This window comes from Alicyclobacillus acidiphilus NBRC 100859 (genome assembly GCF_001544355.1).
GTDB classification, from domain to species: Bacteria; Bacillota; Bacilli; order Alicyclobacillales; family Alicyclobacillaceae; genus Alicyclobacillus; species Alicyclobacillus acidiphilus.
Genome location: NZ_BCQI01000016.1, coordinates 43,323 through 64,079, shown reverse-complemented (window position 1 = coordinate 64,079; position 20,757 = coordinate 43,323). Strand labels below are relative to the sequence as shown.

General features: G+C 55.5%; 23 protein-coding genes and 1 pseudogene. 2 read left to right on the top strand and 22 right to left on the bottom strand.

Going from position 1 to position 20,757, the window contains the following annotated elements:
• Positions 1–659: 659 nt before the first annotated feature.
• From lysS to spoIIE, 13 genes are all read right to left on the bottom strand, one after another.
• A complete protein-coding gene (gene lysS, locus AAC01S_RS08600; protein WP_067621276.1) occupies positions 660–2,144 on the bottom strand; it encodes a lysine--tRNA ligase in 1,485 nt (494 codons plus the stop codon).
• Between the two features lie 91 nt (positions 2,145–2,235).
• Entirely contained in the window at positions 2,236–2,712 is a 477-nt protein-coding gene (gene greA, locus AAC01S_RS08595) for a transcription elongation factor GreA (RefSeq protein WP_067621275.1), read from the bottom strand.
• Between the two features lie 176 nt (positions 2,713–2,888).
• The gene (locus AAC01S_RS08590; RefSeq protein ID WP_067621274.1) at positions 2,889–3,137 is read right to left on the bottom strand and encodes a helix-turn-helix domain-containing protein; all 249 of its coding nucleotides are present in this window, start codon (positions 3,135–3,137) and stop codon (positions 2,889–2,891) included.
• Entirely contained in the window at positions 3,118–3,615 is a 498-nt protein-coding gene (gene folK / locus AAC01S_RS08585) for a 2-amino-4-hydroxy-6-hydroxymethyldihydropteridine diphosphokinase (RefSeq protein ID WP_067621273.1), read from the bottom strand. Before folK ends, AAC01S_RS08590 begins: the two co-directional genes overlap by 20 nt.
• The gene (gene folP / locus AAC01S_RS08580) at positions 3,593–4,375 is read right to left on the bottom strand and encodes a dihydropteroate synthase (protein ID WP_067621272.1); all 783 of its coding nucleotides are present in this window, start codon (positions 4,373–4,375) and stop codon (positions 3,593–3,595) included. The genes folK and folP overlap by 23 nt, the downstream gene beginning before the upstream one ends.
• Positions 4,372–5,304 carry an Hsp33 family molecular chaperone HslO gene (gene hslO, locus AAC01S_RS08575; RefSeq protein WP_174520839.1) on the bottom strand — a complete coding sequence of 311 codons (933 nt, stop codon included), beginning with the start codon at positions 5,302–5,304 and terminating at the stop codon, positions 4,372–4,374. The genes folP and hslO overlap by 4 nt, the downstream gene beginning before the upstream one ends.
• A 71-nt stretch (positions 5,305–5,375) precedes the next feature.
• Positions 5,376–6,455 (bottom strand): HD-GYP domain-containing protein, encoded by a 1,080-nt coding sequence (locus AAC01S_RS08570; RefSeq protein WP_067621291.1) that lies wholly within the window; start codon positions 6,453–6,455, stop codon positions 5,376–5,378.
• A gap of 122 nt (positions 6,456–6,577) precedes the next feature.
• The gene (gene ftsH / locus AAC01S_RS08565; protein WP_067621270.1) at positions 6,578–8,386 is read right to left on the bottom strand and encodes an ATP-dependent zinc metalloprotease FtsH; all 1,809 of its coding nucleotides are present in this window, start codon (positions 8,384–8,386) and stop codon (positions 6,578–6,580) included.
• A gap of 81 nt (positions 8,387–8,467) precedes the next feature.
• Complete coding sequence (gene hpt, locus AAC01S_RS08560) at positions 8,468–9,019, bottom strand: hypoxanthine phosphoribosyltransferase (protein WP_067621269.1); 552 nt, start codon at positions 9,017–9,019, stop codon at positions 8,468–8,470.
• 59 nt (positions 9,020–9,078) lie between these two features.
• Positions 9,079–10,497: a tRNA lysidine(34) synthetase TilS gene (tilS, locus tag AAC01S_RS08555; protein WP_169794028.1), complete on the bottom strand. Its 1,419-nt coding sequence runs from the start codon at positions 10,495–10,497 to the stop codon at positions 9,079–9,081.
• Between the two features lie 63 nt (positions 10,498–10,560).
• On the bottom strand, positions 10,561–11,475 hold the full coding sequence (locus tag AAC01S_RS08550; RefSeq protein ID WP_067621267.1) for a protein kinase domain-containing protein: 915 nt from the start codon (positions 11,473–11,475) through the stop codon (positions 10,561–10,563).
• Positions 11,472–12,206 (bottom strand): VWA domain-containing protein, encoded by a 735-nt coding sequence (locus AAC01S_RS08545; protein WP_245630131.1) that lies wholly within the window; start codon positions 12,204–12,206, stop codon positions 11,472–11,474. Before AAC01S_RS08545 ends, AAC01S_RS08550 begins: the two co-directional genes overlap by 4 nt.
• Before the next feature lie 92 nt (positions 12,207–12,298).
• Positions 12,299–14,761 carry a stage II sporulation protein E gene (gene spoIIE, locus AAC01S_RS08540; protein ID WP_083511625.1) on the bottom strand — a complete coding sequence of 821 codons (2,463 nt, stop codon included), beginning with the start codon at positions 14,759–14,761 and terminating at the stop codon, positions 12,299–12,301.
• Between the two features lie 138 nt (positions 14,762–14,899).
• Here spoIIE and AAC01S_RS08535 point away from each other — a divergent pair.
• Together AAC01S_RS08535 and cmpA are read left to right on the top strand one after the other, a co-directional pair.
• Positions 14,900–15,358, top strand: a pseudogene (locus AAC01S_RS08535) (ComE operon protein 2); the annotation flags it as partial.
• 132 nt (positions 15,359–15,490) lie between these two features.
• Entirely contained in the window at positions 15,491–15,601 is a 111-nt protein-coding gene (gene cmpA, locus AAC01S_RS20080; protein WP_157071104.1) for a cortex morphogenetic protein CmpA, read from the top strand.
• Between the two features lie 17 nt (positions 15,602–15,618).
• Here the strand turns inward: cmpA and AAC01S_RS08530 are convergent, their stop codons facing one another.
• The 9 genes from AAC01S_RS08530 to spoVT all read right to left on the bottom strand — a co-directional run bounded on the left by AAC01S_RS08530 (position 15,619) and on the right by spoVT (position 20,737).
• Complete coding sequence (locus AAC01S_RS08530) at positions 15,619–15,810, bottom strand: hypothetical protein (protein WP_067621289.1); 192 nt, start codon at positions 15,808–15,810, stop codon at positions 15,619–15,621.
• A gap of 148 nt (positions 15,811–15,958) precedes the next feature.
• On the bottom strand, positions 15,959–16,411 hold the full coding sequence (locus AAC01S_RS08525; RefSeq protein WP_067621264.1) for a S1 domain-containing RNA-binding protein: 453 nt from the start codon (positions 16,409–16,411) through the stop codon (positions 15,959–15,961).
• A 139-nt stretch (positions 16,412–16,550) separates the two neighbouring features.
• A complete protein-coding gene (locus AAC01S_RS08520) occupies positions 16,551–16,895 on the bottom strand; it encodes an FtsB family cell division protein (RefSeq protein WP_245630130.1) in 345 nt (114 codons plus the stop codon).
• 22 nt (positions 16,896–16,917) lie between these two features.
• Positions 16,918–17,514 (bottom strand): spore cortex biosynthesis protein YabQ, encoded by a 597-nt coding sequence (gene yabQ / locus AAC01S_RS08515; protein WP_067621263.1) that lies wholly within the window; start codon positions 17,512–17,514, stop codon positions 16,918–16,920.
• On the bottom strand, positions 17,511–17,759 hold the full coding sequence (locus tag AAC01S_RS08510; RefSeq protein WP_067621262.1) for a YabP/YqfC family sporulation protein: 249 nt from the start codon (positions 17,757–17,759) through the stop codon (positions 17,511–17,513). Before AAC01S_RS08510 ends, yabQ begins: the two co-directional genes overlap by 4 nt.
• 149 nt (positions 17,760–17,908) lie before the next feature.
• Entirely contained in the window at positions 17,909–18,202 is a 294-nt protein-coding gene (locus AAC01S_RS08505) for an RNA-binding S4 domain-containing protein (RefSeq protein WP_067621261.1), read from the bottom strand.
• A gap of 3 nt (positions 18,203–18,205) precedes the next feature.
• Positions 18,206–18,478 (bottom strand): non-specific DNA-binding protein Hbs, encoded by a 273-nt coding sequence (hbs, locus tag AAC01S_RS08500; protein ID WP_067621260.1) that lies wholly within the window; start codon positions 18,476–18,478, stop codon positions 18,206–18,208.
• A 63-nt stretch (positions 18,479–18,541) separates the two neighbouring features.
• Positions 18,542–20,014 (bottom strand): bifunctional methyltransferase/pyrophosphohydrolase YabN, encoded by a 1,473-nt coding sequence (gene yabN, locus AAC01S_RS08495; protein ID WP_245630132.1) that lies wholly within the window; start codon positions 20,012–20,014, stop codon positions 18,542–18,544.
• A gap of 180 nt (positions 20,015–20,194) precedes the next feature.
• Entirely contained in the window at positions 20,195–20,737 is a 543-nt protein-coding gene (spoVT, locus tag AAC01S_RS08490) for a stage V sporulation protein T (protein ID WP_067621259.1), read from the bottom strand.
• Between the last annotated feature and the right edge of the window lie 20 nt (positions 20,738–20,757).

Below are 20,757 nucleotides of genomic sequence, written 5' to 3'. Positions count from 1 at the left end.
ATCGCTCCAACTCGCGCCTTGAACTCCTCGCGACTCTTTGTCAAAGTTTTGACTGCTGATTCACCTGAGTGAACCTTCGTCCGTGCGCTTCTCTCGAAGCAGCTCAACCAATATACCACAGACGATAATGTGTTGTCACCTGGTACTTTTTTCATCGGATGTTCACGCGAGATGATCGGGTGAAAGGAGATGATGAAGCCCGAGATGACGGGGTATATTGGGCGGCCGCCGGAACAGCGGCAACGAGTACTATATCACCGCTCAAATTCGATGTCAACAGGGAGACGCAAAGGAGACGCAAAAAGAAATGCAACGAGCAACGCAAAGAGGATGACAACCATCACCGAAGTCGACCAGGCAGCGAAAGCGGGAACGCTGTGCAACCGCTATGCAAGCGCTGTAGACTCCCGTGCAACTGCCGCGGGACCCCGTAGGACCTAAGAGACGATATGGATCGGACCCGGATGGATGTTTATCACGTCATGAAGCGAACTGGACGAATCAGTTCCACCAAGAATCAGCTCACCAAATCGCTCGTACTTGAGTTGGAAACTGGAGTGCGCGTGCATCGAAAGCACAACCGCCCCATCCAACAAATACGCGCCGCGAGGCACGATGTCCCGCGGCGCGCAACTGGTTAGCACAATTGGATAGTTCGCTCAACTCTCTGTCCGCTCGCGCATGAGCGGGAACAGGAGTACGTCCCGAATGGATGGTTGAGAAGTGAGCAGCATGACAAGGCGGTCGATCCCGACTCCAAGTCCGCCTGTTGGCGGCATGCCGTGTTCAAGCGCCAGCAGGAAATCTTCGTCGAGTTCCTGCGCTTCGTCGTTTCCGGCTTCGCGTTCCCGAAGCTGGGCGACGAAGCGTTGGCGTTGATCGATGGGATCGTTTAACTCGCTGAACGCATTGCCGTGTTCACGACCAACGATGAACAGTTCGAAGCGGTCCGTGAAGCGCGGGTCGTCGGCATTTTTCTTGGCCAACGGCGAGATCTCAACCGGATGCCCGTAGACAAATGTCGGCTGAACCAGCTTGTCCTCCACACGTTGTTCAAAAAACTCGTTCATGATATGGCCGAAGGTCATGTGCTCGCCAATCGTCACGCCATGTTCTTTCGCGACGGATCGAGCTTCGTCATCCGAGCCGACGGAACGGAAATCCACGCCTGTATGTTCTAGCACAAGATCTGCCATGTGAGCTCTCCGCCAAGGCGATTCGAGATCGACCACCACATCTCCGTAGGGAATGTGGAGAGTTCCCGTAACGGCAGAGGCTGCGTGGCGGATCATCCCTTCGGTCAAATCCATGATGTCGTGAAAATCCGCATACGCCTCATACAGTTCGAGCATGGTGAACTCGGGATTGTGGCGCGTTGACACGCCCTCGTTTCGATATACGCGGCCGATCTCGTAGACGCGTTCAAGCCCGCCGACAATCAGCCTCTTCAGATGGAGTTCAATCGCAATCCGAAGGTTCAATTCCATGTCCAGCGCATTGTGATGCGTCTTGAACGGCCTCGCATGGGCGCCGCTCGCGACAGCGTGCAGCGTCGGCGTCTCGACCTCCAGGTAGCCGCGTTGTCCCAAATAGTCGCGGATCGCTTGAATAATGCGCGATCTGGCGATGAAGATCTGCCGCACTTCCGGATTCACGATGAGGTCCAGGTATCTCTGGCGATATCTCGTTTCAACGTCCTTCAATCCATGCCACTTTTCCGGCAGCGGGCGCAGCGCCTTGGACAGAACGGTCAGCTTCTCGGCCAGAACCGTGATTTCTCCGCGGTTTGTTCGAAACACCGTACCTTCGATCCCGACGAAGTCGCCAAGGTCCAACAGGTTGAAGATTTCGTACTGCTCCTCGCCCAGGACGTCGATCTTCGCGTAAATCTGGATGTTGCCCGTGATGTCGTTGAGGACGGCGAACGAAGCCTTGCCGTGTCCGCGCCTGACCATGAGGCGGCCAGCAATCTGAACACGTTGCTGCATGGCCTCCAATTCGTCTTTGTCCTTCCCTTCGCCAATCGCCAATACGTCGGCGGCATGATGGGTGGTTTCGAATCGGTGTCCGAACGGATCGATCCCTCGAGCCTTGAGTTCGTTCATCTTTTCGATTCTGATCTGAATCAGCTCATGTTCATCCAACTGAATCTCTCCTCCCGCTGCTTCTATCTTTGAGCGTACAAACAAACGGACGAGGGATCACCTCGTCCGAAGTCAGTTGCGCGACCATCGATTAGCGTTTAATATCGAGAATCTTAAACTGAATAGTTCCGGCTGGCACGTTCACTTCGACGATTGATCCAATCGACTTGCCGAGAAGCGAACGACCGACAGGCGACTCGTTCGATATTTTATTTTGGGCTGGATTTGCTTCCGCAGAGCCGACAATCGTATATTCAACATCTTCGTTGAATTCGACATCGCGCAGCGTCACAGTGGATCCGATGCTAACCACATCTGTGTCGACTTCATCTTCGTTGATGATACGCGCGTTGCGCAACTGTTTCTCCAACGTCATGATGCGTCCTTCGATAAAGGCCTGTTCGTTCTTCGCATCCTCGTACTCGGAGTTCTCACTGATGTCGCCGTAGCTGATGGCAACTTTGATTCGCTCCGCAACTTCGCGTCGTTTGACGCTTTTGAGCAGTTCCAACTCGTCTTCAAGTTTCTTCAAGCCCTCGGGCGTCAAAAGTACTTCCTTTTCTGCCATGTGCCCTCTCCCCTTTACAAAAAACAAACCAATGAACGATTCATATGCAAGAAGGGTGCAAGCCATTCGACAGGCTGCACGCCGACAACGTACACAGTATGGAAAGAGGCTTCATGTGCGAGCCGCCTCTGAAATAATCTATGCGCCATTATAGATACGGCCCCACCCTTTGTCAATCAAACGTAACCACTTCCAGATGTGGGATCCACGTCCAAACTTTTCGGAACGCGCCCGAACAGCTCGTCCTCACTGGTTTGAAGAGCGCGGGCAATTTCTTCAACCTGCTGCGGCGTGGGAGTCCGGGTCCCGCGTTCGAGCGATCCGATGATCGCCACACTCACGTTCAAACGCTCGGCCAACTCAATCTGCGTAAGGTTTTTCAGCTTTCGGTAAGCGCGAAGTTTTCTACCAAAAATGTCCGACATAGCGCACCTCTTCCTTCCGCCCCAATGAGTCCGCAAGTTCGGCGATGGTTACCCCTCCGAGCCCTCTTCGGAGTGGCGCCAATTCTGCAAGCGGCACCATGACGAAAGCTCTTTCCCACATTCTCGGATGGGGAATCTGAAGGTCTGAAACGCAGTAGTATGTACTGTCGTACAATAAAATGTCCAAATCCAGCGTCCGTGGACCATATCGAATCACACGTGTACGCAACGCCTCAAATTCCACACCATGCAGGAAATCGAGCGTTTCCCTCGGAGTAGCTTGTGTCGATACCCTGAGGACCATATTCAAAAAATCAGGTTGATCAAGATAACCAACCGGAGTGGTTTCGTATACGCCTGAACAGGTCAAAGGCCCCAATTCAGCAAGGCGCGACACAGCGAAATTCAAATGCGAAATGCGGCTCCCCAAGTTGGAACCCACACCAACGAACACTTCATGAATGCCTGACTGGCGCATCCAAAATCGCCTCCAGCATTCGACACATTCGGGCCGTCTCGCGAACATCGTGCACTCGAACGAAATCCACGCCCTGCAAGAGCGCATACGCCACTGTGGCGAGACTGCCTTCGAGCCGCGCTTCAACTGGGAGATTCAGAACGTTGCCGATCACGCGCTTGCGACTCGTTCCTAGGAGAACAGGGTACCCGAGTTTCCGAAAGTGGTCAATGTGACGAATGCATGCCATGTTTTGCGCCTGAGTTTTGGCGAAGCCGACACCGGGATCCACAATCAACTGCCTCGGGTGTATCCCAGCGTCCAGGATCCGCGCCACACCTTGTCTCACTTCCTCCACGATACCAGCAATGGGCAGCGAAGGCGCGATATTCGTTCGATTGTGCATGAACACGTATTTCACGCCGGATTCGCGTACCACACGGACCATATCCGGATCTTTTGCGCCTGAAATGTCGTTGATGATGCTCGCGCCTGCCTCAATCGCTCGAGCGGCCGTCACCGCGCGGTACGTGTCGATGGAGATGGGCACGGTCGAGACGCCAGCCAGTTCCTTGAGCACAGGCGCGAGGCGCGACCATTCTTCCTCAGGTCCGATCGGCGTGAAACCTGGGCGAGTACTTTCCCCGCCGACGTCCAGGATCGCCGCGCCGTCTTCAATCATCTCCGAGGCGTGCGCAACAGCACGTTCAAGAATTTGATAGGTTCCTCCATCAGAAAATGAGTCGGGCGTCACATTCAAAATGCCCATGATCTCCGTCATTGTGCGTCACCGCGCTCACTCTGAGGGCGATCCGCTGCCTCCGAGCCTCCCTGCGAATCCGTGATGCCCTGAATCATCTCATCCAGTTGCTCTGCGGAGAAATTGTACACGTTGCCGCAGAAGTGGCAGACCAGTTCGGCGGAACCCGTCTCGCGTCGGATCGCCTCCAATTCCTCCCTGCCAAGCGATATCATGACTCTCCCCAGGCGTTCGTACGAACATTTGCACTGGAATTGAATGCTGCGCCGTTCCACGATATGCGCATCCGGACACAACTGGAGCATCAAGGCCTCGGCCGATGGATGGTTTTGAAGAAAATTGGTTACACTCGGAACCTGCTGCAACCGTTCTTCCAAATAGCGAATATCGTCCTCGGTGTGGTCGGGCAGCAGTTGCGCAAGAAATCCTCCGGCGACGATGGGACGGTTGTCCGTTCCAACCAACACGCCGGCGCCGACGGCTGACGGCGTCTGCTCGGACGTCGCGAAGTAGTAGGTGAAGTCGTCCGCAATTTCGCCGCTTTGGAGTTCACTGCTGCTGGTATAGTAATCCCGCAATCCTGTGTCTCGGATCACGTACAAATACCCCCGGCCCACTGCACCGCCGACGTCCAGCTTCCCGACCGAATTTAAAGGGAGGTGGACATGAGGATTGTCCACATACCCTCGAACATCCCCGTTCGGCGAAGCCTCAACCCAAATTTGACCGATAGGGCCATCGCCGTCGATCTTCACCGTGACACTTTCTTCATTTTTCAGCATACATGCCATCATCGCAGTGATGGACGCCGTTCTGCCGAGGGCGGCTGTCGGCACCGGCCAAGTATCATGTCGGCGTTGCATTTCCGAAACGAGGTCTGTCGTTACACAAGTAAATAGGCGAATTCGACCATCTCGAGCGGTCGCTCGCAACAAAACGTCGGAATTCAACGAATCACATCCTTTGCCAGAGTCGCCCACTGATGATGGTCGTCTGTCTGTTCCACTGCGGTGCGACCACATTATGATTCGCAGGTTTCAATTTGAATATCAGGTGAATTGCGCAGATCCAGTTCGTATGGGCGAATCGGTTCACCACGGGCATTCTCAATGGCCCGGACGACCGGCTGCTGATCGTTGCCTGCGGACGCTTGAATCACAACCGCCAAATCTCCATTGGTCAGCCGCACAGACATGCCGAGTGGGTATATGGAAATCGTTTCGCGAAACGCGTCGACACCGACCGTGGAGAGACGCGTTCCACGATCTCGCATAATAAGCCCAAACGCTTCGTGCGGCAAGTATGCCTGCCGATAGACGCGATTGGCGGTCAATGCCTCGTAAACGTCGACCACCGCAGTGAGTTGGCTGAATAAGTGGATCTGATCGCCCATCAAACCGTTGGGGTAGCCACTCCCGTCCATGCGCTCATGGTGCTGCAGCGCGATGAGCGCAGACGTCGCCGAAATGTCCGCCAATGCGCTGAGAATCTCAAAACCGTATTGAGAGTGCATCTGAATTTCTCGAAATTCTTCAGGCGTCAAGCGCCCCGGCTTTTGCAGGACTTCCCGCCGAACCCGCAACTTTCCGACGTCGTGCAGAAGTGTTCCGATGCCGAGATTCAACAGGTCGTCCTTCGGCAGGTTCAGGTACAGCCCAAGGGTTAACACATAGAAGGTGACGTTGACCGAGTGGTGGAACAATTCTCCGTCCGCTATGTACACGGATCCAAGCTGCTCTCCCGCACCATTGCCCTCACGCAGTTGCTGAATGACATCCTCCAGCAACGGTCCCAACTTTTTGCGAAGAAATGTCGGCTTCATCTTCGGTGAAAAATGCCCTGAACCCAGTTCAGACAACGTGTCGTAGGTCAAGGTCAGCAACTCGGCCTTGGTCGGTTCCGCCACCATCTCATTGACGATCACGTCGTCAGTCGCTCTATCGTGTATACAAACTGCGCGAACGCCGACTCGATTCAATCGGCGGATATAACTCTCGGAGAGAACGATGCCCTGGGCCAACAGTGTCCGCCCCCGTTCGTCCGATACGCGTTGGGCCAACACGAACCCAGGTTTCACGTACTTCAGCGCTACCCACCTCACGCCAATAACTCCCTCCGGCCGCACGTCAAACAATCGTGACTGATGCAAAATTGTGATCCCAGTCACATTATTTCAACAAAAAAGCCTCCGAGTTCCTGCCTCGGAGGCTTTTTTTATCAGAATCAGCCGAACTCTGTCATAATTTCGCGAACCTCGTCTTCGTCGACCGTTTCCTTCTCAAGCAGCCGCTCCGCCAATGCGTCCAAGCATGCCCGCTTCTCGGTGAGAATCTTGCGCGCCCGTTCGTGGCAAAGTTCAACGATTTCCTTCATTTCCTTGTCGATCTCGTACGCAAATTGATCGCTGTAGTTTTGCTCGCCCTGGAGATCTTTGCCCAGGAACACCTGGCCGCCTTGACGATTTCCATACTGCAACAACCCCAGCCGATCACTCATGCCATATTCCGTGATCATTTGACGCGCGATATTGGTGACTCGTTCGAGGTCGCCTGACGCACCGGTGCTGATTTCGCCTAGCACGATTTCCTCAGCCACGCGTCCGCCTAAAGCCATCGCAATCTCGTCGAGCATTTGCTGCTTCGTGACGAAGTAGCGGTCTTCTTTTGGCAGCGACAAGGTGTATCCGCCGGCCATGCCCCGCGGCACGATGGTCACCTTGTGCACAGTTCGCTCCGTCTGAACGAAGTAACCGACGACGGCGTGCCCCGCTTCGTGAAACGCGACCAACCTCCGCTCGTGCTCGCTGACGACGCGGCTGCGTTTCTCCGGTCCGGCCATCACGCGATCGATTGCTTCGTCGATATCTTTATCGGTGATTTCCTTTTCTCGTCTCCGTGCCGCCAACAGCGCGGCTTCATTCAAAACGTTCTCAAGATCAGCGCCCGTGAACCCGGGAGTCCGTTTGGCGATGGTCTCCATCCGAATGTCTTTCGCAAACGGTTTATTTCTGGCGTGCACGCGCAGAATCTCTTCGCGGCCCTTCACATCCGGGCGGTTGACCACGATTTGGCGATCCATCCGGCCCGGGCGGAGCAATGCCGGATCGAGAATATCCGGACGGTTGGTCGCGGCGATAATGATAATTCCCTCATTGGCCGAAAACCCGTCCATTTCGACCAGCAACTGGTTCAAGGTCTGTTCGCGTTCGTCGTGACCGCCGCCGAGACCAGCTCCACGGTGCCGCCCAACTGCGTCAATTTCGTCGATAAAGATGATACACGGCGCGTTCTTCTTGGCGTTTTCAAACAAGTCGCGCACGCGGGAAGCACCGACACCGACAAACATTTCAACGAAGTCGGAACCGCTGATGCTGAAGAAAGGAACGCCGGCTTCACCTGCGACAGCCCGCGCGAGAAGCGTTTTACCTGTACCAGGCGGACCAACCAGCAAGACGCCTTTCGGGATGCGTGCTCCCAAAGCCGAAAACCGCTTGGGATCTTTCAGAAAGTCCACAATCTCAGCCAATTCCGCTTTTTCTTCGTCCGCACCCGCCACATCGGCGAAGGTCACCTTGCGTTTTTCCTCGGAATACAATCGAGCCCTGCTCTTGCCGAAGTTCATCACTCGGCTGCCGCCGCCTTGAGCCTGATTAAACAGGAAAAACATCAGAATAAACAGGAAGACAAACGGCACCACGGACTCTAGGAACGATATCCAGACGCTTCCTTTGGGTTCAGGTGCCACCGCGTAGGACACGTTGTTGTCAGAGAGGAACTCGTCGAGATTGTCGTCGAACAAGCCGCGTGTCTCGAAGTTGCCGCCATTCTTCAACTTGCCATCGATCGTCACCGTCAAACCGTCCGGCGTGATCGTAACCAGTCCATCAATCTGATCGTTTTTCACGTCCGATACAAATTGCGTGTATGGAATCGGGCCTCGAGAATGATCTGAGCCAGTCAGATATTGCACGACGCCGACAATGACTAGCAAAATAAGCACATACAATACGATGCTTCGGTAAAAACGGTTCATGCCCTACCTCCTCTCGGTCATGGCGCGAATATTGTACCATACCCATTTTTGGGTTCCTAGCTCGTGTCAAGCCCCGATCCATCAGACCGAATCGTTTGTCGCATAGATGTCGGATTTCAGCACGCCCACAAACGGGAGGTTGCGATACTTTTCCGCGTAATCCAAACCGTAGCCGACAATAAAGGCATCGGGAACCGTGAATCCGTAATAGTCTGGCACAATGTCGACTTTCCGCCCGCTCGGTTTATCAAACAATGTCACAATGCGCACGGAAGCCGCCTGTCGCCGCAACAAAGTGTCGCGAAGGTATGCGAGGGTGAGACCCGTGTCCACGATGTCCTCCACGATAATGACGTCGCGCCCCTCAACAGGTCGATCCAGGTCGTTCAAAATACGCACGGCACCCGACGAACGGGTAGAAGCACCGTAGCTCGATATCGCCATAAAATCCATTTCCATCGGGACAGTCACGCGCTTGACCAAGTCTGCCATAAACAGCGCGGCGCCTTTCAAGATACAGATAAACAGCGGGTGCTTGTCGCGGTAATCGACGCTCAACTGGGCACCGAGTTGAGCGACCTTTTCAAGTATAGTCTGTTCGTCGAATAGAATGCGTTCTAAATCCGGATGCATGACTGCCTCCTCATCGTGTCATTACACTATCATACGCCTCTCGAGACGGTCACATGTCCTTATGTTCGCAGCATGTGACCAACCGCTTGAGCGAACATGACCCACCCTGCTGAAGCGGATGCAGTCACCAGGTGGGCGTCGGTTCGGACCACGCCAGGGATCCAAACCACCTCGCCGTCGATCGCGACGGCGGGCCAAGCGGATCGAAGCGCCTGCGGGATTTTTCGATCCGAATAGAGATCCTGAAGCTTCCTGGAGCCATCCAGGCCCAGTGGGCGAAGGCGTACACTGGTACTTAGGCCTGTCTCGATCTCGACGCTGGCAACGTTTGGCAGCCAAGCGTGCCAAAGGGATCTCTTTGACGCCTGGAAGCGAGTCTGTCGGAACGGAAACGCTCGAAAACGCCATTTGACGGTGCTCGTTTCAAAACGAAAACGCCGAGTTCGCTCTACATCCCAACGCCAATGGCGAACGTTCCCTTCCTGCTCGTCAGGCGTACCATATCCTATGTACAGAAGCCCATAATTTCGCCACGCAGCCACGCCGTTTGCCAGCTGCCTGAACGCCGATGGAGACGTACCGTCCGCTGTGAGCTGCAACACGGCATCGATGTGGCGATACCCCCACTCGTCTTCAGATAAACAATTCAATAGTATGTGAATCACACGACGTTGTAAAGAAACGTGCAAGTCTTTCAAACGGTCGATCCGCAGCACGCTCGAAGAGGTGTCAGCGGACTCCGCCACGACGTCGGCCAACGCCTTCACCGCCTGGCTCTGCAAATAGTCGTCGTCGCTTTGAAGCAATCGGGTCAACAAACCGGTCCGCTCTTCAAGGCGCGGCTGCAGATCCGTCAGCAGAGGCACAATGTCGTGCCGCAGCCGATTCCTGAGGAACCTGCGGTCCGCGTTGGATTCGTCGACGACAAAAGGAAGGCCGCTTTCCTGGGCGTACTGCGCCATGTCCGCATGATCCACATCGAGCAACGGGCGGTATATGGGCACACCACGGTAAGCTGACTGTTCGCGCATCGCGCCGAGTCCCGTCAAACTGGCTCCGCGCAGCCAGCGAATCAAAAATGTCTCCAATTGATCTCGCCGATGGTGGGCCACCATGCAAACGCCTTGCCGCGCCTGCGCCTCTTGGCACAGGGCTCGGTAGCGCTCCCGGCGGGCCGCGGCCTCGACGCCTTCGCCGCGCATGTCGCGCACATTCGCTTGCACGACTTTGCACCCGACGTTGCGATCTCGGCAATACGCGGCGACGAACGCCGCGTCGTCGTCGGCCTTCTGACGAAGTCCGTGATTGACGTGGACAACCGAAAAATCAAAAAATGGACGAGGATTGCTGTTCCGTGCGGCGATACAGATGTGCAGCAGGACCATGGAGTCCATGCCGCCTGATACTCCGAGGACAAGATGGCGGTCTTGAAGCTGATGGCGTTGGCAAAAGTCGGTGAAGGTATGTAGTAAGTTCATGCGCTCCACTCCGTGTCGGCCCCTTTGCAATTCTGCTGCCATTGTAGCAGATCCCGTCGGGTCCTAGACGACATGAAAAAAGAGCGCCCAAGCCCAGGCAGTGGAGAAACAGGCGCTGGCGAGACTCGCCCACATCAACTTGGCGGTCCAATCGCGCTTCGCCCCTTTGACTCGCGTTCCGTCCGAAAGCCTCAAAATGTCCTCCGCGAAACTCCCCGCATCTGGATAGGCGCCGGACAAAGCCTTGTGGTATGTCGCTCGCCAAGAGCCTTCGGCGACGTTGTCAACCAGCCGCTTCATCCACTCTTTCCGCTTCTGCATCGGCCATGCCGCCAAATTTTTCGGTACAGCGTTCTCCAACAGCAGAATCGTCAAGGCAATCGCCGCGACGTCGTACGTGCACGATGCGCGCCGCTCGGCGAAGCCCCAATACGCCGGATCGGACGTCGGAGTGAATTGGCGCACGGCACGGCCAAAAGGTGTCACCCCGCCGACGTCGACGAAGCGGACCTGCAAGCCCCGCGACGTGTCCACGAGAATGTTTTGCGGCTTTACATCGCAGAACGCGTGACCTGTGCGGTGTACGCTCTCCAAGCTGCGAACGATGTCGTAGAATACTTTCTTTTGATCTCGAAGCGACAATTGGCTCCACACGCCGTTTAGGGGCGATCCGCCCACGCGCTCCATGACATAAAAATACGAAGCGCGGGGATCGTCCGAGTCATCGATGGTCTGGGGAACGGGAAAGGGCGAACCAGCGGCTCCTTTAACCCGTTCCAGCAACGACCACTCAAACGCAACCTGCGCCGAGCCTTCACACACTTTCATCGCACCGATAAGCCCGTCGTCGCGAACCACGCTGTACACAGTGCCGTTGGCGCCTTCCCCAAGACACTGGCGAACCCGCCAGCGATGACGAGTCCATTTGCCAGATATCCAGGTTCCTTGCGCGAGGCGCGGCGAAGCTCCCGGCGTCATGCAAAATCGCGCCTTGGCCCGTCCTCGTCTTCAACCGGTGCCTGGTAGTATTCAAGGATCAAGGCGACGGCGTGATCGATGGCCGGTCCTGTTGGCGTACCTCCGCGCGGTTGCAACGCGGATTCGAGCGCCCGAACATCCACTTGGCTGGCGAACGGCTGTACCAGACGCGTTGGAGCGTCGCCGGAGCCAGGGAAAGCGATGACGGCCACCGAGAGCGCGCCCGTTCGAACCTGCAGCGACAGGGCGAGATCCCGAACGGCTTCGCGCACGATATCCACCTTGTCCTTCATGCTCGCGCTCATGTCGATCGCGACGACGAGTTGGAGCGCCACCTCTTCTTCGAGTTTCTCAACCACCTGCGCGATGCGGGTCCGCTCGGCCGGCGGCAGGTCTTCAGCGGTCTTCCCCATCACGGAGAGAAGTTCCTGGTTGACCACTTGCTGCAGTGTCAGTTGCATCGTCTGATGGGTCATCATCTGGGCTGTCGCCGATAGATCGACAGGCTGCACAATGCGGCACATGCCGCCCCCCGCATCCGCGATGGAATGGGCTTCGTCGTAACCTTGGCCGCCTGTTTCGCCCTTGTCCACGACACCGATGACATTCACAACAATACCCCGCTTCTGCGCGCGCCTTGCCGCATCGACGGGGTCTGGCCCGATATTCGAATATCCGTCTGTGATCACGAGAATTTGGCGTATCGTTGCCTCTTTATTCAATGAATCCACCTCCGCGTCGTTCTAGTCTCCAGTATGGACGCCGAAGTTGCGATTCATTCAATCAAATGAATAGATTGCATTGCCTGAACCACGGCACCGGATTAAGCGCCGCGCTTGTCCTTCAGCCCCTTGCGCAGGCTCGGAACGTTGGGCAGTCGGATGGCGGCCCACTCTTCGTCTCGGTGTTCGATCACGGCCACCATCACCGTCATATCGTCGCGAATGACGCCGTGATTCATGCGAACCGCGTATTCGACCAGCGTGTCGGCCAGTTCTTGCGGATCTCTCGTTTCAATTTGCGCGATCGCGCCTTTCAACCAATTCTCTCCGTCGTACCGGTGTGCCGGCGCTTCGTAAAGGCCGTCGGAAACGAGGATCAAAATGTCGTTCGCCTGCAGTTGCTCAGCGACAGACTGAACTTCGATGTCTTGCAGGATGCCGATAGGGACGTTGCTGCCCGTGATCTCGATGACCTGATCGCCTCGTTTGATGTAGCTCGGCGCCGAACCGACTTTGAGAAATTCCGCCTGCGCGTTGAACAAGTCCACTAAGGCCATATCCAAAGTCGTGAACATCTCGTCGCGCGACCTGAGCAGAAGTGTCGAATTCACAGTCCGAATCGCCAGCTTTTCATCGAAGCCGGCTTTCATCAGCTTCTTCAGCAAGTCAATTGCCGCCTTCGACTCCCGGCTCGCCCGTTCGCCGTTGCCCATGCCGTCGCTCACGGCGATCGCGTGCCGCCCGTTGCCGAGATCGACACTGGCATAGGTGTCCCCAGAAACTGTCCGGCCGTCGCGCGCCACTGCCGACACAGCCGTCTTGACTTGAAAGCGCCGCGCCGAGGCAAACACGCTGGTGCAAGGACCGGATCCAGGTTCGCCCTCCACGTGCGCGACCGAGATGTTCTCGCCGAGTATCCCCGACAGCAGCGGCGCTATCATGCGCGCCGAGTTTTCGTAGGCGCCTTCGGTCGGTTGAACGATCTCGATTTCGACCTTTCCTGGCTCCAGGTTGACGATGTGCACATCGTCTACGTAGATTCCAAGCTGCTCAATCGCGGCAAGGATCTGCTCTTCTTCGGAAAGGGATGTCTTCTGTTCTTCATCGAGCTCCTGCGCCATCGTTCTCACCACTTCGGCCACTCCGGACAATTGCGCCGACAGCAGGGTCCGATGTTCACGCAGTTTCTTCATCCATTTCGCGTCGCGATTGGTGACATCCAGATTGTAGCGAAGTGTGTTGAGCAGCGGATCGATGCGAATACACCGCTCGCGCAGTTCCGGCGTGGGGGAAGCCCGTCGTCCCGAGGCCGACTCGATGTTCCGCAGGGTATTGCTCATCGCCTGGTAGGTCTGGACGCTCTCCTTGTCCCAGCACTTCGATCTGCGTGGGCACATGGAGCACACGCTCTGCGATGTCGCGGACACAATCTGGGTGACAAGCTGTTGAGCCGCCGCGTATTCCGTGTCACCCACTTCGGCGAACGATTTTGCGAGTTCGTCAAAGACCAGACTGACTTCGCTGATCTTCTCCGAGAGCAAGGCGTGGATGCGATGAGCCCGTTCCCGTTCAGACGTGCGATGCTCGGTTGTGCCGGGCACGAAAGAACGCAGTTCGCGCAAGAGCGCGCTCGGCGTGACGAGGTATAGAACGCCGGCCGCCGACGAAGCGAGCAAGGTGGACAGCAGCGGCGCAAAGGTATGTACGTACGTCGTCGTCAGCACCGCGTCCGAAAGGACGAAAGCCAGCGCAATCCAAACCCGGTGCACGTCCCGAAGCAGACCGGCCAACAACCCGCCAAAGCCGAGGATGGCCACCTCTGTCAGCGAGGATTGGTGGTTGAGCAGAGTCAACATGCTCACGGCGACCGCACAGGCCGTGCTCACGCCGATCCCGCCGCATGCCATCAACAAGATCAGCCAGTCGACCGCGACCATGGCGATTTCGACACCGTGCACGGATAGTCCGTCCAGCCCCATGATCACCGACGCAATCAGAATGACCAGGCTTAGCAGTTGTTCGTAACGGAGCGTCCGCGAACTCTCCTGACCTACAAAGAGATTCATGCACTGGATAAAGATAAGCGATAAAATAGTCACCAAAGCGCCTTCCGCAATCCCGATCAGAAGGTCGAAGCGGGTCATGACCGTTCCGACGAGGGCAAGTTTCGCCAATAACCCCACCGCGCCAGCCGTGATGGGAATCCACAAGAGATCTGGCGACTTCCGGCGGAACACGAAACGGCGAGCCACGCGATACATCAGAATCGACACCAACATCAGGATACCGTCGTCGATGCCCACCGTTGTCGCGCCTACAACGGACAGGTACGCAGGCCAAGCCCGGCGCTTGCCCGCCACTTCGTACAGCACAGCGAAATAGGCTAAGCCGAATGGTGAAACCACGTGATCGATATTGGCTCGTCCAAGCAGTAAAGCGACGACGACCAACAGAGTAACGCGACGCCACGCACGCCATGTCCATGCAGGAGACAGTGTCCCGGTGCTCGCCGTTCCAGAGCCGCCCTGCTTGGATCGTTTGTGCGTCAGGGAAAGTTGTACCATGACACGAACTCCCTTCTCGGATGTGTATGGCCATTATACGAGCGATATGCCAAATAATTTGTCAAACCGCGTCCCGCGAGCCCATAAATATTCCGACAATTTGCGATGCGGTTCGTCGTCTTCAGGAGGAGTATCGAGATGGTTGATCAGAGGTCCACAGATCGCCCAGAGCGCATGAGTTGGCACGCCTTCTTCGCTTCGCAAAGCCGCGTGATGGCCTTGCGCTCCACCTGTCCCAGGCTCGCCGTGGGATGCGTGATCGTCCGCGACAAACGGATGATTGCGAGTGGCTATAATGGGAGTATCAACCACGACGAACACTGTGTCGACGTGGGTTGCAAAGTTGTCGACGGACATTGTGTTCGCGCGATTCATGCTGAACAAAACGCTTTGTTGCAATGTGCCCGTTTTGGCGTTTCGACAGAAGGCGCGGATCTGTACGTCACGCACCGACCTTGCCTGCACTGCACAAAAAGCATCATCCAGGCGGGTATCGTGCGCGTCTATTATGAAACGGATTATCGCGCGGACCCGTATGCCACCTATCTGTTGCAAAAGGCCGGGGTCACCTTGGAGCAGGTGTCCAGTCAGCTCGATATGCTCTTAAACGGTCATCAAGGGTAAAATCACGCACTGTCCTTGGGGCACATTCGCCCAATCCTGCGTAGAATAGCATCAAGCGTCAAGGAGGTTGCTTCTTGAGGAAAATCGGAGGCGAGGTGACCTGGAATGCCGGAATGGCTCCGCAGTCAACTTAGAAGAGCGTTCCAAAACCGCGATTCCAAATCCATATTGATGCTCAATCAAGCCTTTTATCGATATCGCCAAACGAGAACATGACGACAAGGGGCCGCTCGTTAGCGCGGCCCGATAACCGTTCCACGGAACTTTTCGCGGATCCGGTGAAAAACCTCTTCCGTGACCGGCCCTAACTGGGCCTTATACATATCCAGCGAAATGTGAAATCCATCGCGATCATTCTCATCGTCAAAAACGACAAAATAACGGGCACCGCTCGCTATTTCATACTCCAGGTAATACTGCTCCACCGTTGTACGCACATCCAATCCCGCTCGGACCTGGTCGATCTCCGCGATTCTCCACGAACGATGTGAATTATCGCATTGTCGGCCGCTTGCTTCGGAAGCTGCCGAAAACAGAAAAGCCGGGTGCACTACGGTACCCGGCTTCTTGAAATCATCCGCGCCGTCCGCCGCGTCCGCCGCGTTTACTCTCGTTGCGCCGCAATGCCGACAGCCGTTCCTCACTGTCTTTCAGAAATCTGTTCATGATTTGCTCGAAACCAGGTGGACGTGAATCGCCCCGAGGCCCGCGTCCGCCGCGCGAGGAACCGCCATGGCTGTTGCCGCCGTGACTTCTTCCGCCGTGCTGTGAGCTCGAAACACTGGAAGCTGACTCGTTCGCCTGACGGATGGACAAAGCAATCTTGCCGTCGTCGCCGACACTCATGACCTTTACGGTCACTTCATCATCCACATGAAGAAAATCGTGAACGTCCTTCACGTAACTGTCAGAGATCTCTGAGATGTGAACCAGACCAGTAGCACCATCGGGTAAAGTCACAAACGCGCCAAACCGCGTGATTCCCGTAACTTTCCCTGTCAACTTGCTGCCGACCTCAATGGCCATAAAGAAGTCCGTTCCTCCCTATTCGTGTCAACGAAAAGTATCAAATCAAATAATGACGATGTTCCCCAGATGACCTTGTATGAAGGATGTCCTCATTGGGGTAAGAACACACAAGAACCGAGTTGTAACCACGACAATCTTATCCTGTATGACCACCTTGTTGCAAATCAAACGGAACTTGGCCCGGCATGACCAGATTTTGATGCTCCGTTGCGTACTTTTCAATATACGACGGATCGCTCAATTGTTGCTTCTGTTTTTGGAGAGCTTGCTGTCGGGTCTTCATTTGGCCGAGCTCGGTCTTGAGCCGTTGATTTTGAGCCTGGAGTTGCGTGAGTTGGGGACGTTCTTCGTGAAGGAAGTACATGGATGCCCAGCCGAAAACGGCGATCAGCGCAACATAGCGCAAACGCATCAAGGGGTGTCGCTTCCATGAGGTTGTTGATTGCCGACGACCACCAGGAGATTTTCGAGTTGCTGGCACTTCGTAACGCTCCCTTAACGATTTAGGAAACCGACCCGGGCTTCTTCTGTAGCAGTTTCGACACCCAGTCCCAAAAACCCTTCTCGGCTTCTCGAAGTTTTTTCCGCCACAGCCGGTCAGGCTTCAAGTACCGTCGAAACGGAAACAGAAGAACGAGCGCGACGCCGAGAACCAATCGAGCAACACCATTTTCCAGACGCTGCCCAATCGCGTACAGCAGTTTGAGAATGGCGAAGACCAGCCGGAAGAGCCAGATCATCGGCACTCCAACCATCACGTAGACGAACTTGGCAATTCCAAGAGCAATCAACCGCGTGATACGCAGGACAGCGAACGCGCTTCCGATCACGACTTTGCGCAAGGCGGCCCGATAGATCAAATATCCGACGATAAGAAGCAAAAACGTCCAGATGCGAAATGTTCCGGAGATGGTTCGATACGTGAAGAAATACACGATCAGACCTGAGACCAGCCAAAACACCAGATCGACGGCTCCCCGCATGCGGCGCAACAACCGGATAGCTCCCAGAATCGTGTTGTAGAAATCAAACACCGCGCCCATGCCGGCACCGCAGACGAGCATCCAAAGGACGTACGAAACGTTCCCCGCCGTGTTCATTTCCACAACCGTCCCAGCGGATTTCGCCGCTTTTCATCGTCGTAAGAGAGCGATGTGATGCGCCCCTCAATCAGCACCGTCCCCGACTCCACGTCGAAGCGCTTCATGTGCAAGGCGCTGCCCTCGATATACAGCCCGCCTTCCGAGGTCGCCAATTCGAATGCGTTGACGTCGAAGGTTTCCACCCGTTTCACGCCCGTGATTTCAAGTTCGCGTCGATCCGTCAGCCGAACATCGTGACTCATAGGCACCCACCCCCAAGTTGTCCAAGTCACCCAACCTAAGTCTATGACGCAAACCTGGACATATGAACGGTATCGGGCCACCAACGACAAAATAAGGACCAACCTGATAGGTTAGTCCTTATTCTCGTCAGCCAAAGTCGCGACAGGATTCAATCCTCTTCATCGTCGACGTAGGCTGTATCAACATCTTGCTTGGTCTCGGTCGAAAGGATTTCGTATAATTCCGGCGCTTCGTCGCGGCGAGGATGTTCGAGGATCTTCCTGACCGCAACGACAACAGTCTTATTTCCATAGCGAATCGTCAGTTCATCCCCAACGTTCACATCCGCCGCAGCCTTCGCGGTTCGACCATTGACCGAGACGCGCCCCGCATCACAGATCTGCTTCGCAAGTGTCCGACGCTTAATCAGGCGCGACACTTTTAAAAACTTGTCGAGTCGCAAGGATTAGCGGGTGCTTTCCTTGAGTTTGTTGCCTGGTTTGAACGCCGGAACGGTGGAAGCCGGGATTTCGATCACTTCGCCCGTTTGCGGGTTTCTGCCCGACCGAGCTGCACGAGCGCGGGTCTCGAACGTGCCGAAGCCAATCACTTGCACCTTCTCACCGGCGGAAAGCGTTTCCTCGATGACGTCGAATACACTGTTGACAGCGAGTTCTGCGTCCTTCTTTTTCAAGCCGGTTTTCTCAGCGACTTTGTTTATCAATTCCATCTTGTTCACTGCGTAATGCCCCTTTCGTGGGAATGTCGGGAATCTTATTCGTGTTCCAATGCAGGATTCCTGCTAGATTTTGTCCGCCAACGCGATTTTTGCTTCATTCCACAGCCTGTCGAGGGCCTCAGGGCTCAAGGAATTCCATGAATACCCTTCTTCCGCGACACGCTTTTCAACAAACTGGAATCGCGTGACGAACTTGCGCGTGGCTTGCATCAGCAAAGCTTCCACATCCAACTGAAGAAATCGACCGACGTTCACACATGCGAAGATCAGATCTCCAAGCTCCTCCGACACCGATTCACTCCGAATACGCTCTCGAAGAATCTCGTTTTCTAGTTCAGTCATTTCCTCTTTTACCTTTTCTAATACATCTTTTATTTGTTTCCAGTCAAAACCGACCTTCGAAACGGCTTTTTGCACCTCTTGGGCCACCGTAATCGCGGGTCCCGCCAATGATACACCCGAGACGATACTCTCTCGGCTCTCATTTGCGCGCTCAGCCTGCTTCACCGCATCCCACACGCGAGCCACGTCTTCGCTCGTCTCGACCCGTACGTCGCCAAACACGTGCGGGTGTCTGCGGAGCAACTTCTCCGACAGCGTTTCAAAGACGTCCCGAACGTCGAAATCGCCAAATTCGCTGCCGATCTGCGCGTGCAAAAGGACCTGCAACACCAGGTCGCCCAGTTCCTCCGCAAGATGCGCCGGATCGCCCTCGTCGATCGCTTCCGCGACCTCATACGCCTCTTCGATCACGTACCTGCGAAGCGACTCGTGCGTCTGTTTCCGATCCCACGGACATCCCCCAGGTTCTCGCAAAATCCGAACGATCTCGACAGCCTCCCAGGGATCTCGCAATCGCTGCATCCGCTCCTTCAGCGGCGGCACGTAGACCGTCGTCAAATGATCAATCCAGTCGATCCGGTCCAATTCGTACAAAGGCACTTGCTCAATCCGTTCATCGCCCGCGACACCCGCCGCACGCAACACCGTGATGGAGAAGTCGTCTGGATACACTTCCATCAGCGTCAGTTTCACTTCTGTCGCGATCGACCGTTGGTACACCTGGGCGATGAGCGTATGCAATGTCGTCTGCAACTGCCGCGCTGACAGGGCGGTGCCATCGAGCAGAACCAGCCCTTCTATCGGATCGATTTGCAGTCTGGCAGCCGCAATGTCGAGAAAGCTTTGGCCTGGGCCAATCTCGATGTCGAGATCTTCCTCTTGGCAGGCCAGCAGATACTGCACACTTGCTTCAGCCACCAACGGGTGTCCAGGCACCGCGTAGACGACGTGATCATGCACACGGGCTTGCACACGGACGCGCTCGGCCATTTGCCTGTACATCTCGTCAAAACGATCGCTCGTCTCGTACAAATCGTCGAACGACGTGAACGCGATGCCCATCGCTTCAAGGTCGCGGACAACGGGGTGAATCCGCGTGCGCAAAATGATTGGCCAGCCCTGCTGCAACAGGCGGTATGTACCCATGGGCAAACCAGAGATATCGCCTGGTCCAAGTCCGATTACATGCACCATTCCCAAAATCATTCATCCTTCCTCGGCACAACTGAGGACAAGTATATCAAACTGGGTGAGCGGCCTCGAACATCGTACTCGAACATCGTAAAGGGTCTGCAGTCAGGCGTCTCGCCTTTCCACAGACCCTTCAGGGAATAACACCGTACAAATCCAAAAACATAGTCAAACCGAGAGACATTACTGTTCCATCTGTTTACCTAAAAATCCTGCTGCGGTTTCGGCGAGCTTCGTTTCGGTTTCGCCCATTTTGACGTTTTCCTCGCGAGAGACGAGTACAACCGCACCGATTGGGTCACCAGCGGCGATGATTGGCGCAATGACGCGGGCACCAAAGCGTTCGTCCCGATCCTTGACAATCGAATATTCGCCCGCAGTCAAATTCGCGATGGTCTTTCTGTCTTCCATCGCCTGTTCGATGTCTTCGCTGACCTGTTTTTCCAAGAAGTCTTTCTTCGATGCACCAGCTACTGCGATAATGACATCGCGATCCGCAATGATTGCGATGTGCCCTGTGGACTCCGCGAGCGAGTCCGCGTACTCCTTGGCGAAGTCGCCTAATTCCCCGATAGGAGAGTATTTCTTTAGGATGACTTCTCCGTCGCGATCGACAAAAATCTCAAGGGGATCGCCCTCGCGGATCCGCAACGTGCGTCGAATTTCCTTCGGAATCACCACACGACCGAGGTCATCAATTCTCCGTACGATGCCTGTAGCTTTCAAGAAAAGATCGCCTCACCCTC